Below are 14659 nucleotides of genomic sequence, written 5' to 3' on the forward strand. Positions count from 1 at the left end.
AGCGATCGCGCGCCATTCGTTTCACATCTGAACCGGCGCGGATTTCATCTTCGAAAAACGGCCGCAGCTTTGAGCTCAGCCAATTCCCTCTGTAAACGCTGGTTTTCTGATTGCAGAACAGCCAGTTGCTGACCCAGATCATTCAGATGTGGCCGAAGCTCGGCCTCGGTAAAGCGCGGCGTGATGTGGCGGGGGCAATTCCAGTCAAGCGCTTCAACTTTGATGATCGCGGCCCGTTCTGCCTCGGTCTCGGAGCCTTTGGTGTAAAGATCAGTTGCTGCCGCGGCACCTTCCTTGAATGTCATCCGGCCAAGTATCTTGAGGCGGCGCTGGCTCGCGTAGTCCATTAATATCAGTGCCACGCGGTCATTCCCATCCAGGTTGCCGCGCGAGATATATTGTTTGTTACCAGACAGGTCCGCATAGCCGATGGTGTGCGGGTCCAGCACTTTCAGAAACCCTATCGGCCCACCGCGAAACTGCACATAAGGCCAGCCGGTTTCTGAGACGGTGGCCTGATAGAACCCGTCGCGGGCGCGAATGAACGCCTCTTCGGCCGGTCCGATTTGATGGCCCTGTTTTGGTCCTCGGCTCAGGAATTTCGCATAGGTCGCGGCGGATCCCATCCGCTCTTGATGGGCGCGAACGGCAGGTGTGAAGGTCAGTTCAGAAAAGGCGCGGGGCATTATGCTGTCTCCTGGGTCGTCCGGGGCGTATGCGCAATATGGTCGATGTTGGCCTGCTCTGTCAGGCGTGGGAACACAGATGTGAACGTTTGGCCCCAAATTCGGCAACGGTGCCAAGGACGTTGCGTAGTATCTGTCCTGGACGCCACGTCACATGGATTGGAAGGAATCACACACCCGGCTAGTTTTGGGCAAACACCTGATCTGGAGAGCTATTTGATGTCGCTTTTTACCAGCACCGCCGCCTGGGTTACTGACGAACACCGAATGTTTGCTGAAATGGCGGGCCGGTTCATGGATGATGCCTTGGTACCCAATACCGAGAAATGGGCCGAGAACGGGGCGGTTGATCGTACTTTTTGGTTGCGGGCGGGAGAGACGGGTCTGATGGCCGGTTCGATTGCTGAGGAATATGGTGGCGTCGGCGGCGGGATGGGTTTCGATTCCGTTACTTTGTATGAGCAGACTGCGCGCGGGGACGCAGGATGGGGATATGGCATCCAGTCTATCGTGACCCACTACATCACCGCTTATGGCAGTGAGGATCAGAAACAGAAGTGGCTGCCGAAACTGGCCTCGGGTGAGATGATCGGCGCGCTGGCCATGACCGAGCCGGGCACGGGATCGGATGTGCAAGCCGTGAAGACGACCGCTGAGAAGGATGGCAATTCTTATCGGCTCAACGGGTCCAAGATATTTATCACCAACGGGCAATCGGCTGATCTGGTTATCGTGGCTGCCAAAACTGACAAGTCGTTAGGGGCGAAGGGTGTCTCTCTGATTGTGGTCGAAACCGACAGGGCTGATGGATTCCGGAGGGGGCGGAACCTCAAGAAACTGGGAATGAAGGGCAACGACACAGCCGAGTTGTTCTTTGAGGATGTCAAAGTTCCAATGACCAACCTACTGGGTCCGGAAGAGGGGCAGGGGTTTTATCAACTGATGAAACAGTTGCCGTGGGAGCGGCTGACCATCGGGATCATGGCGCTGGGCGCGATCGATTTCGCCATATCGCAGACGGTGGAATACGTGCAGGAGCGCAAGGCGTTCGGACAGCGGGTGATGGATTTCCAGAACACACGTTTCAAGTTGGCCGAGTGTAAAACCAAGGCCGAGGTGCTGCGCAGTTTCGTCAATGACTGCATTGGTAAACTGGAGGCCGGTGAATTGGATGCCGCGACGGCCTCGATGGTGAAATACTGGGGCTCTGAGGTGCAGAACGAAGTGATGCACGAATGCCTGCAACTGTTCGGCGGCTATGGGTTCATGATGGAATACCCGATCGCGCGGCTCTATGCGGATGCGCGGGTCCAGATGATCTATGGCGGGACGAATGAAGTCATGAAAGAACTCATCGCCCGTTCGCTGGACGTCTGAACCAAAACACTCCCGCCCGTCGTCCACATTCCTTACGGAACGTCTCCTCCCGTTGGGCCAGGCAGGCGCGGACGCAGCCCGCGCCTGCCTGGCCCCCTGCCGTCCGCAAGACGCAAGGCCGAAGGCCGCGCAGGGTTTGGCTGTTGCTGGCGTTGATGCCTGACACGTCGCCTGCCATTGTGATCACGGAGTAGTCAGACCTGAAGGGAACCCGGTATGGAGAAGTCCAACAAAGATCGCATATCTGCCCTGCTCAAAAGCATCGAAACGGGCGATCCGGGTCCGGTTTCGGTGGTAAATGAAGCACGATATATCCAGCACAATCCGCAAACCCATGAAGGCAGCGAAGGGCTTGCATCCCTATTCAAACGGCTGTCCCAGACCTCACCGCGCGTGAATATCGTACGCGCCTTTGAAGACGGCGATTTTGTCTTCGCGCATACGGAATATGATTTCTCACGGCGGAATATCGGCTTCGAAGTGTTCCGGTTCGAAGACGGGCAAGCGGTAGAGCATTGGGACAATATCCAGAAACGGATGGGGCCAAACGGCTCGGATCACAGTATGGTGGATGGTCCGACCGAAGTTCGGGATGTCGAGCAAACCGAGGAAAACCGGGCCTTTGTTCGCGCCTTCGTCGAAACCGCGTTGATTGCCGGGAACCTCGACCAGATAGAGGCCTGTATCAACACTTCCGCTTACGTAGAACACAGTCCGCAGTTCTCTGATAATTTGACTGCCTTGAGGACCGCATTGGCCGATAGGAACGCCCTAAACTATCAGCATCTGCATCGGGTATTGGCGGAAGGGGATTTTGTACTGACCGTGTGCGAAGGTGAATATCAGGGCACTCACAGCGCATTTTATGATCTGTACCGCGTTGCAGATGGCAAGATCGTCGAACACTGGGACACGGTTGAGTCCATTGCACCACGCAGCGAATGGAAAAATGACAACGGCAAGTTCTAAGGCCGCGTTAGGCGTGGGCGTCTGCCCCAATCTGTTCACTGATCCAGGCTTGGAAAGACCGTAGAGGCTCGGGCATCGAGCGGTCATTCGGCCAGACCAGATAATAGCTGCCAAGGCTCACGCGCGGCCCGTCCCATGCCTGGACAAGCCGCCCGGTGCGCAAATCATCCTGCACCAGATATGACGGTAACAGAGCCACGCCCAACCCATGAATCGTGGCCTGAATCATGGTCGAAAACTGATCGAACAGCATTCCCCGTAGGCCGGTGACGGGCTGGCCCTGTATCTCAAACCAGCGCTCCCAGGCATCCGGACGCGACTCCAGATGCAGCAGTGGCGCGGCGCGGAGAGCACCCAAGCTATTGAAATTGACAGCGGTAAGGGCAGGGGCGCAGACGGGCAGGACTTCTTCCCGCATGATCGGTAAATACTGAACGCCCGCCCAGTCTTGCTGACCGAAATGGATCGCGGCATCGAATGGTTCAGACATGAAATCAAACGGTTTGAGGCGGGTACCCAGATTGACGGTGACCTCAGGGTGCCGTCGCGCAAAATCCTGAAGGCGGGGTGCCAGCCAATGCATGCCGAACGCGGGAAGGATCGATAGATCAAGTGACCCACCCGCCGGGTTGGCTTTGAGTTTCAGTGCGGCCTGCGCCAGATCCTGAACAGCAGACCTTGCGGTTTGCACATAGTCTTTGGCTGCTGGCGTCAAGTGCAATCGCATCTGGCTGCGCTCAATCAATTGCACGCCCAGCTGATCCTCCATCGTCTTCAATTGCCGGCTGATCGCGCTTTGTGTCAAGGACAGCTCAGCCGCAGCAGCAGATGCGCTGCCCAGCCGATCTACGGCTTCAAGTGCAAGCAAGGACGAGATTGAAGGCAAGAAACGGCGGGGTGCAATCATATGACAAATCCTCATACCTATTGAACGCAATAGCACTGGTTTTTTCCTGCCGCCAGAGCGATGACTGGTGCGCCACATCACTTTTGTGGTCGAGCGGGTGCCGTACCATCCGCGATCTTGAAATTCACGTCGGAGCGCGGGACAAATCAGCAAGCGGGTCGCTCCCGCGCAGAGGTTCCCCAAGGCCGATGACACCAACAAGACAAAAGCGAGAGACATGGACCGCGCCCAGATCGTACATGAGAATTTCCTGACCCGTGTCGCAAATCGTGATTTTCCCGACGGAGCCCCGCCGCGCGTCGGTCTGGGCGATGCTGAAGCCGTTTCGCTTTTCCGGTCGCAAGTTCTCAGTCGCGCGCTGGATCGGACCAGCCGGGCGATGCAGAAGGCGGGGCAGGGGTTCTACACCATCGGCTCATCTGGCCACGAAGGGATGGCCGCCGTCGCGCACGCATTGCGCCCAAGCGATATTGCCTTTCTGCATTACCGGGATGCTGCGTTTCAGATCGCGCGTGCCGAACAGGTGCCCGGTCAGCAGATCGCGTGGGATATGCTGCTAAGCTTTGCGTGCTCGAAAGAGGACCCGACCTCGGGCGGGCGGCACAAGGTGTTGGGATCAAGGGCGCTGATGATCCCGCCGCAGACCTCGACCATCGCCAGCCATTTGCCCAAAGCCGTTGGTGCGGCTTATGCGCTGGGGGCAGCCCGGCGACATGCGCCCGAACATCGCGTGTTGCCGGAAGACGGGATTGCGATGTGTTCATTTGGGGATGCCTCGGCCAATCACTCAACCGCGCAGGGGGCGATCAACGCGGCAGGCTGGACCAGTGTGCAATCGACGCCGCTGCCGCTGCTGTTCGTGTGTGAAGACAACGGTATCGGGATTTCGGTCAAAACGCCCAAGGGCTGGATTCAGGCGTCGATGGAGCATCGTCCGGGGATCAAGTATTTTCAGGCCAATGGGTTGGACATTTATGAAACCCATGCGGTCGCGAAAGAGGCTGCAGATTATGTCCGCAAGCGCAGGAAACCGGCCTTCCTGCATCTCAGAACCGTGCGGCTTTATGGCCATGCCGGGGCGGATGTGCCCACGACCTATCTGCCGAAAACTGAGGTTGAGGCGGATGAGGCCAATGATCCGCTTTTGCACACCGTACGACTGCTGGATCAGGCGGGTGCATTGTCGCCGGATCAGGCGTTGAAAATCTACAGCGATACCTGCACCCGAACGGATCGTGTGGCTACAGAGGCTGCCAGCCGTCCCCATCTTGCCAATGCGACCGAGGTGATGGCAAGCCTGATCCCGCCTAAGCGCTCTTGCATACCGACCAACGGCCCGAGCGCTGAGGCGCGGGCTAAAGCCTTTGGTGGTGACTTGCGCGCGATGGCTGATCCGCAGCCGCTCAGCCGCCTGATCAACTGGGCGCTGACCGATCTGATGTTGGAACATGCCGAGATCGTTTGCATGGGTGAAGATGTGGGCCGCAAAGGTGGCGTCTATGGCGTCACACAAAAGCTGCAGCAACGCTTTGGTCCGGACCGCGTAATTGATACGCTGCTGGATGAACAATCCATTCTGGGTCTCGCGATTGGTATGGGCCATAATGGTTTCATCCCGATCCCCGAGATCCAGTTTCTGGCCTATCTGCACAATGCCGAGGATCAGATCAGGGGGGAGGCGGCAACCCTGCCGTTCTTCTCGAACGGGCAGTTCACCAACCCTATGGTGCTGCGGATTGCGGGGCTGGGATATCAGAAGGGCTTTGGCGGGCATTTCCATAACGACAACTCTCTGGCCGTTTTGCGGGATATCCCTGGTGTCATCATCGCCTGCCCGTCGACCGGGGCCGATGCAGCACTGATGCTGCGCGAATGCGTGCGGTTGGCGCGCGAAGAGCAGCGGGTCGTGGTGTTTCTTGAACCGATCGCACTCTACCCGATGCGCGATCTGCATGCGGCGCAGGATGGCGGGTGGATGACCACCTATCCTGCGCGGGATCAGAAATTTGCGCTGGGCGAGGTGGGAGTACACGGGGACGGCACCGATCTCGCCATCGTGACCTATGGCAACGGGCATTACCTGTCGCAACAGGCCCTGCCCGAAATTGAGGCGGCGGGTCTGAAAACCCGGATTATCGATATGCGTTGGCTAGCTCCTCTGCCGGTTGTGGCTTTGCGCGAAGCCACCAAAACATGCGCGCATGTTTTGATCGTCGACGAATGCCGCAAGACCGGCAGCCAGTCCGAGGCGCTGATGACTTTCTTCGCCGAAGAAAGTCCCTCCACCCCAACCGCCCGCGTTGTGGCCGAGGATTGCTTTATCGCAACCGGCCCGGCCTATGCCGCGCCTCTTCCTTCGAAAGACGGTATCTTTGCCGCAGCGCTGGCTTTGACAGGAGTAGCCTCATGACCCGCACCGCCGTTGTGATCTGCCCGGGTCGGGGCACTTATAACAAGCCTGAGCTGGGCTATCTGCACCAACATCATTCGGATCGTATGGACTTGTTCCGCAGCTTCGACGCTATTCGCGCCGGAACCGGACAGGATGCGATTACTGCCTTGGATGGGGCTGATCGCTTTAGCGTCGGGAAGTACTCGCGCGGCGATGTGGCCTCACCCCTGATCTATGCTGCCGCGTTGGCCGATGCGCAGGCATTGGCCAACGATATTGAAGTCGTCGCCGTCACTGGTAACTCGATGGGCTGGTATATTGCGCTGGCCACCGCAGGGGCATTGACCCCTGGGAACGGGTTTCGCGTGGTCAATACGATGGGCACGCTGATGCAGAAGCACCTGATCGGCGGTCAACTGGTTTACCCATTCGTCGATGAGACATGGGCGAATGATCCTGCCCGCAAAGCCGCATTGCTGGATGAGGTGGCGAGGATCAATGCGTTGCACGATCACACTCTGGCGCTTTCCATCGATCTGGGCGGGATGCTGGTATTGGCAGGCAATGAGGCGGGTCTGACGGCGTTTGAGGCGGCACACCTCACCGTGCAGGATCGGTTCCCATTGCGGCTGGCCAATCACGCCGCCTTTCATACGGCGCTGCAGGCCCCGGTGGCGGCGGAAGGTCGGGCGCAATTGAGTTCTGATCTTTTTGCTCAGCCCAAGTTCCCGATGATTGACGGGCGTGGCAAAATCTGGTGGCCCGGCGCAACTGACACGAGTGAGTTGTGGGACTACACGCTGGGCCATCAGGTGACCGAGACCTATGACTTCACCCATGCGATCCAGACCGCCGCACGCGAGTTCGCGCCCGATCTGTTCATCGTCACCGGCCCCGGTGCAACGCTGAGCGGCGCGGTGGCGCAGTCACTAACACTGGGGCGCTGGCGGGGCATGACCGACAAGGCGTCATTCCAGTCGCATCAGGAGGCTGATCCGTTCCTCATCGCCATGGGGCGGGCTGACCAGCGCGCCCTTGCAACCAACTGAGACCAGCCTGATGATCGGCGAAACTTTGGCGAGGCCCGGGCATGCGCAACTATGATCAATCGTTATGGCGGCAGACCTGTCGCGAGCGTATCGACACGCAAAAGCTGTCTGATGACGTAAGCGTTGATCTTGCCGTGATCGGCGGTGGTTACACCGGGTGTTCTGCGGCCTTGACCGCAGCAAAAGCGGGGGCTTCGGTGTGCCTGCTCGAAGCGCATCAGATCGGCCATGGTGGATCGGGGCGGAATGTCGGTCTCGTCAACGCAGGGCTTTGGCTGCCACCCGATCAAATTCGGTCGCATCTGGGGCAAATGGCGGGGGATCGGTTGATCGATCTGCTGGCTAACGCGCCGTCAGACGTGTTCGAGTTGATTGAAGCGCACGGGATTGACTGCGAGCCTGAGCGGCAAGGCACGTTGCATTGTGCTCATTCGGCCTCGGGCTTTGGTGATCTGCGTACCCGCCACGCACAGCTGAGCGCTTCTGGTGCGCCGGTCGAATTGCTCGATCCTGATGCGTCGCGCCAGCGGACGGGCAGCCCGGCAGTCCACGGCGCATTGTTTGACCCCCGCGCGGGTACAATTCAGCCGCTGGGCTATGCGGTGGGACTGGCCCGCGCCGCACAGAATGCGGGGGCGCAGATATATACGCAAAGCCCGGTTCGATCTTTGCGGCAGGAAGCCGGGGCTTGGGTGCTGCAGGGGGATGGTGGAACCGTACGCGCAAGATCGGTTATTCAGGCGACCAACGCTTATCATCTGGGCATCGCCGATACGGCACCAGACTATGTGCCGGTCTACTACTTCCAATACGCCACCGCGCCGCTGTCCCATAACCTGCGGGCCAGCATATTGCCTAAAGCAGAGGGATGCTGGGATACCGGCCTGATCATGACATCCTTCCGTTTGGACCAGGCAGGACGGTTTATCATTGGCGGTATGGGCGACCTAAGCAGCGCCGGAGGATTTGCACACAAATCCTGGATCAAGCGCAAACTGGCTGCACTTTATCCGCAATTGGCGGATCAGCCGTTGATTGAGGGCTGGCATGGGCGGATTGCCATGACTTCGGATCATATTCCCAAAATCACTCTGATCGGTCCAAATGCGTTAGCAGCGCATGGGTTTTCGGGGCGTGGGATCGGGCCGGGCACCGTGTTCGGGCGTTTGATGGCCAAAAGTCTGCTCAAGGACGATCCGTCCTTGCTGCCGATTCCGTCGGTGGCTGAGTATAGCGAAAACTTGACTGGCCTGCGCCGCGCCTTCTTCGAAACCGGCGCGGCGCTGACGCATTTTGTTAAGGCGCGGTTCTGAATTCAGACAGACCGGGTGATGCCGCCATCGACGCGGATGTTCTGCCCGGTTATGTAGCCTCCGCCTTCGGAGGCGAGCATAGCCACGACCGAGGCGATCTCATCATAGCTGCGCCCGTAGCGACCCATCGGGATGCGTGCGCGGAACTCTTCCTTTTCCGGGAGGCTGTCGATGAAACCGGGCAAGACATTGTTCATGCGGATATTCTCGGCGGCGTATTTGTCCGAGAACAGCTTGGTGAAAGCAGCCAACCCAGCGCGGAATACGCCCGAAGTTGGAAAAACCGGGTCCGGTTCAAACGCAGCAAAGGTTGAGATGTTGATGATCGATCCACCGCCCTGCGTTTGCATGATCGGGGTCACCAGTCGGGTCGGTCGGACGGCATTCATGAAATAGACATCCATGCCGGTGTGCCAGTCCTCATCGGTCAGCTCCAGCACCGCTGCGCGGGGTCCGTGCCCGGCTGAGTTCACCAGCACATCGATCCGCCCCCAATGGGACATTGCAGCATCGACCAGTTTCTGCAGGTCATCATTCGACTGGTTCGAGCCCGTGATGCCCACGCCACCCAACTCATGCGCCAGCGCCTCACCCTTGCCTGACGAGGACAGGATGCCGACTTTGAAACCATCCGCCGCCAATCTGCGCGCGGAATCCGCGCCCATACCGCTGCCGCCTGCCGTGATCAAAGCTACTTTTTCCATCTTCACGCTCCTTTGCGATGTTTGGTATAAAGATGGCTGGCAGCGTTCACTTTGACCAATCAGTTCTATTGCGCATAGGCTGTAGAAAATCTACAGTTTAGCTATGCCCGCTCTTCCACCTCTCAACGCGATGCGCGCCTTCGAGGCCTCGGCACGCCACCTGAATTTTCGTCTTGCTGCGGAAGAAATCGGCGTAACCCAAGGGGCCGTTGCGCAGCAGGTGCGGGGGTTGGAGGCGCGGCTGGGCACTGCACTCTTTGAACGACTACCACGTGGGTTGCGCTTGACCGAAGCGGGGCGTCGGTTCCACGCGCCGCTGCGTCGGGCGTTTCGGCTGATTGAAGAGGCTGTCGATGAGCTGGCTGATCAGCGGCAGATCACGATCTCGGTCACGCCCAGCTTTGCCTCAAAATGGCTGGTGCCGCGTCTGAATGATTTTGTGACCCGCCATCCCGATATCTCGGTGCAGGTTGACGCGCGCGAGCGGTTGGCGGATTTCCAGTCTGATGGAATCGATATTGCAGTACGCCAGAGCCGTTCACCGGTTGCTCGAGATCTGCAAGCAACACCTTTGTTCTCGACCGAATTCGTTGTTGTGGGCAGTCCGGACCTCGCATCGCAAATTTCAGGTCCAGACGACCTGATGCAACACGTTTTGCTAAGCGATTCCCATGGGCTGTGGCCGTTGTTTCTTGAACGCGCCGGGGTCGAGGGGAAGCCGCGGATGATGAGTTTCAGCCAGACAAGTCTGGCGATAGACGCCGCTGTCTCGGGGCAAGGCTTTGCGCTGGCCAATGCGCCACTTGTGTCTGCGGAACTGACTTCGGGTCGGTTGGTGCAGCCGCTCTCTGAGGTGCTGGTTGACGATTTGAGCTTTTTCATCGTCACCCCGCAGAAACCGCGCCAACCGGAGCTGGTGAAACAAATGCGCGACTGGTTGCTATCTCAGGTCTGAAGTGTGGCAGCAATCGCGTCGATCCGGTCGCGTAACCAACGATGTGCCGGGTCGTTGGCCGAGCGTTGGTGCCAGACCATATAGATTGACACTGCTTCGCATTTGAACGGCAGTGGTGCGCTGTCCAGCGTGGCAAGCGGCCCGCGTTTCATCAGCGCCGTGTCGGTCGAGATCAGGTCGCTGCCTTTCACGAAAGGCGGGATTGCGTTGAAATGCGGCAGGGTTACGACGGGCGGTCTGATCTGGCTTTGATCCACGCCACGCATCACGGCACGGGCGTTGCGCCCGTCGGCAAATCGCACCTCGACATGATCGCTATTGCAATAGGATTGCCAATCCTCAGGCGGATCACGGTGAGCGGCATCATAGAATACCAACAACGGGCTGGTGATCAGCCGCTTCTGAAAGATATCCGGCCCGTCCGGTGGCAGCGGGGTGAGCATCAATTGACACCGGTCGCTGCGCAGCAAGTCCGGGTCGGGAACACCCGACGGGATGAACTCCAGCCGCAACCTGACGCCTTCGGCGCGTGTCGCCCGCAGAAGTTCGGGAAAGATCAACTCGCGCGGCATGTCGTTGGTGGCGATCTGAATGTCCATCTGTTCGGACAGCGGATCAAACGGGCGACCTTCGGTCAGGGCGCGCATGTTGTCCAGCACCTGTTGCACCGGCTCTTTCAGCGACAAAGCGCGCTCGGTCGGGGTCAGCCCCTGTCCGGATCGGACAAATAGTGGATCGCCCAGCACTTGCCGCAACTTGCCCAGCGTATGGCTGATGGCCGATTGCGTCACCCCTAACCGGTCGGCAGCTTTCGAGACCGAGCTTTCTTCGAGTATCGTCAGGAACACCCGTAGGACCTTGCCGTCCAGATCTGTGAAATCAATTCTGCTCATACCATTTATGATTATTCATGAATGGATTTGGTGTCCATGCCGGGGTAGGGGAAAGGGCAGCTAACTGGAGGCGCGCGATGGGGATCCGCTTTTTCTCGGACAAGAACAGACCTGTTCACATGGGTCCGTTCCCGCTGGAACGGCTGGCGCGGCAGGATCGGATGCCTGATCTGGCGCAGGTCGAACCGATGTGTGCGCTTAGCTTTCGCAGGCCCGAGCAGCCCGAAAGCATCGTGAATGCGATGGGAGAGTTTCAGGCGATGATGGACGCAATCCGGGATGGATTTGTGAACCCCGTCGCATCGGAAATTCCTGCCAACCCAGCAGATCGTGCCAACCATCTGAAAGCGTTTGGCTATTTCAACGATGCGTCGATGATGGGCTGCGGGCCGCTACCCGCGGAGGCGATGTTGGCTGAGCCTCGGCGCAACCCGGATATCGACCGGCTGGCACATGCGCTAAGGACACGGCAAACCAAAACGCTGGCCTCGGGCATCGATGTGATCATGGCGGATCTAAAAGAAAGCATGGAGGCCGCGCCACGCCCGATGGACCGTCATCGCCATACGCTCGTGTTTCTGTATGAGTTCAACCGCGATCCGGACCCCTCGGAGCCCGGGACCGATTGGATCATGGATGCGCAGGATCACCGCGCCTGTTTGCTTGCCACCGAGAATGCTGTGGTCATTGCCAACTACATCCGCCTCCTGGGTTTCGATGCGCGGGCGCATACGGCGATGTCCTCTGAGGTTGATCTGGGTAAGCTGGCAGTTGCTGCGGGTCTGGCCTCGGTTGAGGATGGTGCGGTTGTGGTGCCCTGGTTGGGTAAGCGGTTCGGATTGGCCGCTGTGACCACCGAAATGGAGATCGCGCATGACCGACCCTTGCGACCGCTGGCCGAACAACCGTGGTTCCGCACGCAAGGACCTGCATGGTGGCTGGGTGCAGGCTTCGCCAAGAACGCTGTGAACCGGGATGCCTATGCCAAGCGGCGCTATGTGGACGGGGCACATCCTTTTGAAAACCTCAAACGAGTCGACACACCGACCACCTATATCGACGAGCAAAACGTAGCCCGGGTGCCCAAACGCGCAGACATGTTTGCGCGGGCTCAGTTCGGCGACATGGGTAAGTCGCTGCAAGACGCGACAAAGGGCGGGCATTACGTGCGCAAATCCGCCCCCAGCTTTGCCCAACGCCGCGCGCTGGGCGCATTTGTTTTGCTGCAGGACGGTGACAGCGCCGAGGCAGTACAGCCCACAGATACTGAAAGAAATGCCGCGAATATCAAGGCTGCAACCTATTTCCTTGGGGTCGATGCGGTCGGGCTCAGCCGGTGCCCCGAGTGGAGCTGGTATTCCCATGACGCCACCGGAGAAGAAATCGTTCCGCCCCATGATCAGGCGATCAGCATGATCATCGACCAGGGCTATGAGACGATGGAAGGCGCCAGCGGGGATGACTGGATCAGCGTGGCCCAATCCATGCGCGCCTATCTGCGGTTTTCACTGCTGGGGGGCGTGATCGCGCAGCAAATCCGAAATCTCGGCTACAAGGCCAAGGCGCATACGGTGATGGATGGCGAGGTGCTGCAACCGCCGCTGCTGCTGTTGTCGGGGTTGGGCGAGGTCAGTCGGATCGGTGAGGTGATCCTGAACCCCTATCTTGGCCCGCGCCTGAAATCCGGTGTCGTGACAACCGACATGCCGATGACGCATGACAAGCCCATCGATTTCGGCCTTCAGACGTTTTGCGAAAGCTGCAACAAATGCGCTCGGGAATGCCCTTCGGGCGCGATCACTGCCGGGCCAAAGCTGATGTTCAACGGCTATGAAATCTGGAAATCCGACAGCCAGAAATGCGCCACTTACCGTATCACCACGCCCGGGGGGGCGATGTGCGGACGATGCATGAAGACCTGCCCGTGGAATCTCGAAGGTATATTCAAGGAACGCCCGTTCCGATGGGCTGCGATGAATATTCCGCAGGCCGCGCCTGCATTGGCCAAACTGGATGACGCCGTCGGTAATGGTGGTCTGAATGACACCAAGAAATGGTGGTGGGATATCGAACTGGAAGCCGACGGAGCCTATCGCCCGTCGCAGCACCCATTGAACCGGCGGGACCTACAAAAAGACCTCGATTTGAAGTACGAGGATCAGACGCTTGCTGTCTACCCCGCTCCGCTCGCTCCGCACCCATGGCCCTATCCCTTCAACATGGACCGGGAAGCCGGAATTGCCGCCTATGAGGCGATGGTCACAGCTGAAGACTACAAAGCGCGCAAAACGGCAGGCGATATGTCTGTGATCCACCGTTATCAGGTCGCCGGGGACGCCCCGGTGATGCGGGTGGAACTAACCAAGGTCGACAAGATGACCTCGGATGTCACCAAGTACGAGTTCTCAACCCTCGACGGTGCGCCCTTGCCGAAATGGACTGCGGGCGCGCATCTGGACGTGCTGGTTTCGCCCGAATTCCTGCGGCAGTACTCGATGTCGGGCGATCCCTCCGACCGCACCACATATCAGATCGGCGTGCTGCGCGAGGATGAAGGGCGCGGCGGCTCGGCCTTGCTGCATCGCATCTTCAACGAAGGGCGCAAGGTCTTCATCTCAAAGCCGATAAACCATTTTGAGCTGGACGAGACTGCAACCAAAACCTTTCTGATGGGCGGCGGTATTGGCATCACGCCGATGATTGCTTTTGCCCACCGACTACATGCGATGGGCAAACCGTTCGAGCTTCACTATTCCGCCAGCACACGAGCAGGTGCCGGATATCTGGATGATCTGGCGGCTGTGCCATGGGCCGATCACGTGCAATATTACTTCTCAGACGAGGGCACACGGGCTGATCTGGAGGCTGTTCTGGGCGGATATCAGGACGGATGGCACGTTTATACCTGCGGCCCCGACCGCTATATGGACGGCGTCATTCACGCTGCCGAACGGCAGGGGTTTCCGGAAGGTGCACGGCATCTCGAATTTTTCTCCGTGCCGGAACAGCCCGAATATGAGAACCATCCGTTCACTCTGAAATTGGCGAAATCGGGTCGGGAGTTGACTGTTCCCGCTGACAAAGATGCGGCGCAGGTACTTAATGAGGCGGGCTTTCACGTGGATGTGAAATGCGCTGATGGGATCTGCGGGGTCTGCAAATGTGACGTGATTTCAGGTGAGATCGAACACCGCGATTTCGTTTTGTCCAACAAACAACGCGAAGGTGCGATCATACTGTGCCAAAGCCGGGCGGCCCGGGCAGACGGGGTGATCGAGATCGATCTGTGATTGCTCTCGATAAAACGACATTTTGAATCCCAAAAATTGGTCGTTCCAGCCATGGACGCCGCCGACTTGCTGCACTAACGTCCCCGGCGAACCCCAGTCTATCCTGATCAACAGGTGCGAGGTA

At 58.7% G+C, this 14659-nt stretch carries 11 protein-coding genes; 7 read left to right on the forward strand and 4 right to left on the reverse strand.

The window, feature by feature from the left end; all coding sequences use genetic code 11:
* Nucleotides 1-44: 44 nt before the first annotated feature.
* Nucleotides 45-686 carry a pyridoxamine 5'-phosphate oxidase family protein gene (locus I5192_RS17280; RefSeq protein WP_223117387.1) on the reverse strand — a complete coding sequence of 214 codons (642 nt, stop codon included), beginning with the start codon at nucleotides 684-686 and terminating at the stop codon, nucleotides 45-47.
* A gap of 219 nt (nucleotides 687-905) precedes the next feature.
* Between I5192_RS17280 and I5192_RS17285 the strand changes: the two genes are divergently transcribed.
* On the forward strand, nucleotides 906-2063 hold the full coding sequence (locus tag I5192_RS17285) for an acyl-CoA dehydrogenase family protein (RefSeq protein ID WP_223117388.1): 1158 nt from the start codon (nucleotides 906-908) through the stop codon (nucleotides 2061-2063).
* Nucleotides 2064-2279: 216 nt separating this feature from the next.
* Nucleotides 2280-3032: a nuclear transport factor 2 family protein gene (locus I5192_RS17290; RefSeq protein WP_170625426.1), complete on the forward strand. Its 753-nt coding sequence runs from the start codon at nucleotides 2280-2282 to the stop codon at nucleotides 3030-3032.
* 7 nt (nucleotides 3033-3039) lie between these two features.
* On the opposite strand, the gene I5192_RS17295 is transcribed toward I5192_RS17290, so the two are convergent.
* Nucleotides 3040-3939, reverse strand: a complete 900-nt coding sequence (locus I5192_RS17295) for a LysR substrate-binding domain-containing protein (protein WP_223117389.1) — start codon at nucleotides 3937-3939, stop codon at nucleotides 3040-3042.
* Between the two features lie 217 nt (nucleotides 3940-4156).
* Between I5192_RS17295 and I5192_RS17300 the strand changes: the two genes are divergently transcribed.
* From I5192_RS17300 to I5192_RS17310, 3 genes are read left to right on the forward strand one after another with little or no spacing between them, the layout of a single operon-like run.
* The gene (locus I5192_RS17300; RefSeq protein ID WP_223117390.1) at nucleotides 4157-6349 is read left to right on the forward strand and encodes a dehydrogenase E1 component subunit alpha/beta; all 2193 of its coding nucleotides are present in this window, start codon (nucleotides 4157-4159) and stop codon (nucleotides 6347-6349) included.
* The gene (locus tag I5192_RS17305; RefSeq protein ID WP_223117391.1) at nucleotides 6346-7380 is read left to right on the forward strand and encodes an ACP S-malonyltransferase; all 1035 of its coding nucleotides are present in this window, start codon (nucleotides 6346-6348) and stop codon (nucleotides 7378-7380) included. The genes I5192_RS17300 and I5192_RS17305 overlap by 4 nt, the downstream gene beginning before the upstream one ends.
* 41 nt (nucleotides 7381-7421) lie before the next feature.
* Nucleotides 7422-8693, forward strand: a complete 1272-nt coding sequence (locus tag I5192_RS17310; protein WP_223117392.1) for an FAD-binding oxidoreductase — start codon at nucleotides 7422-7424, stop codon at nucleotides 8691-8693.
* Nucleotides 8694-8695: 2 nt separating this feature from the next.
* Here I5192_RS17310 and I5192_RS17315 read toward each other — a convergent pair whose 3' ends face one another.
* On the reverse strand, nucleotides 8696-9397 hold the full coding sequence (locus I5192_RS17315) for an SDR family oxidoreductase (protein ID WP_223117393.1): 702 nt from the start codon (nucleotides 9395-9397) through the stop codon (nucleotides 8696-8698).
* A 103-nt stretch (nucleotides 9398-9500) separates the two neighbouring features.
* On the opposite strand from I5192_RS17315, the gene I5192_RS17320 reads away from it, so the two are divergent.
* Complete coding sequence (locus I5192_RS17320) at nucleotides 9501-10352, forward strand: LysR substrate-binding domain-containing protein (RefSeq protein ID WP_223117394.1); 852 nt, start codon at nucleotides 9501-9503, stop codon at nucleotides 10350-10352.
* Here I5192_RS17320 and I5192_RS17325 read toward each other — a convergent pair.
* Nucleotides 10343-11245 (reverse strand): LysR family transcriptional regulator, encoded by a 903-nt coding sequence (locus I5192_RS17325; protein WP_223117395.1) that lies wholly within the window; start codon nucleotides 11243-11245, stop codon nucleotides 10343-10345. The genes I5192_RS17320 and I5192_RS17325 overlap by 10 nt on opposite strands.
* A 77-nt stretch (nucleotides 11246-11322) precedes the next feature.
* Here I5192_RS17325 and I5192_RS17330 point away from each other — a divergent pair, with 77 nt between their 5' ends.
* Nucleotides 11323-14535 (forward strand): reductive dehalogenase, encoded by a 3213-nt coding sequence (locus tag I5192_RS17330; protein ID WP_223117396.1) that lies wholly within the window; start codon nucleotides 11323-11325, stop codon nucleotides 14533-14535.
* Nucleotides 14536-14659: the final 124 nt, after the last annotated feature.

Origin of the sequence: Ruegeria sp. SCSIO 43209 (assembly GCF_019904295.1) — a bacterium.
Lineage (GTDB): Bacteria > Pseudomonadota > Alphaproteobacteria > Rhodobacterales > Rhodobacteraceae > Ruegeria.

Excerpts from the sequence above, each read along its gene's own strand:
- I5192_RS17285 (WP_223117388.1), top strand. The coding sequence starts at position 906 with ATGTCGCTTTTTACCAGCACCGCCGCCTGGGTTACTGACGAACACCGA.
- I5192_RS17315 (WP_223117393.1), bottom strand. The coding sequence starts at position 9,397 with ATGGAAAAAGTAGCTTTGATCACGGCAGGCGGCAGCGGTATGGGCGCG.
- I5192_RS17300 (WP_223117390.1), top strand. The coding sequence starts at position 4,157 with ATGGACCGCGCCCAGATCGTACATGAGAATTTCCTGACCCGTGTCGCA.
- I5192_RS17320 (WP_223117394.1), top strand. The coding sequence starts at position 9,501 with ATGCCCGCTCTTCCACCTCTCAACGCGATGCGCGCCTTCGAGGCCTCG.
- I5192_RS17325 (WP_223117395.1), bottom strand. The coding sequence starts at position 11,245 with ATGAGCAGAATTGATTTCACAGATCTGGACGGCAAGGTCCTACGGGTG.
- I5192_RS17295 (WP_223117389.1), bottom strand. The coding sequence starts at position 3,939 with ATGATTGCACCCCGCCGTTTCTTGCCTTCAATCTCGTCCTTGCTTGCA.
- I5192_RS17330 (WP_223117396.1), top strand. The coding sequence starts at position 11,323 with ATGGGGATCCGCTTTTTCTCGGACAAGAACAGACCTGTTCACATGGGT.
- I5192_RS17280 (WP_223117387.1), bottom strand. The coding sequence starts at position 686 with ATGCCCCGCGCCTTTTCTGAACTGACCTTCACACCTGCCGTTCGCGCC.
- I5192_RS17305 (WP_223117391.1), top strand. The coding sequence starts at position 6,346 with ATGACCCGCACCGCCGTTGTGATCTGCCCGGGTCGGGGCACTTATAAC.
- I5192_RS17290 (WP_170625426.1), top strand. The coding sequence starts at position 2,280 with ATGGAGAAGTCCAACAAAGATCGCATATCTGCCCTGCTCAAAAGCATC.
- I5192_RS17310 (WP_223117392.1), top strand. The coding sequence starts at position 7,422 with ATGCGCAACTATGATCAATCGTTATGGCGGCAGACCTGTCGCGAGCGT.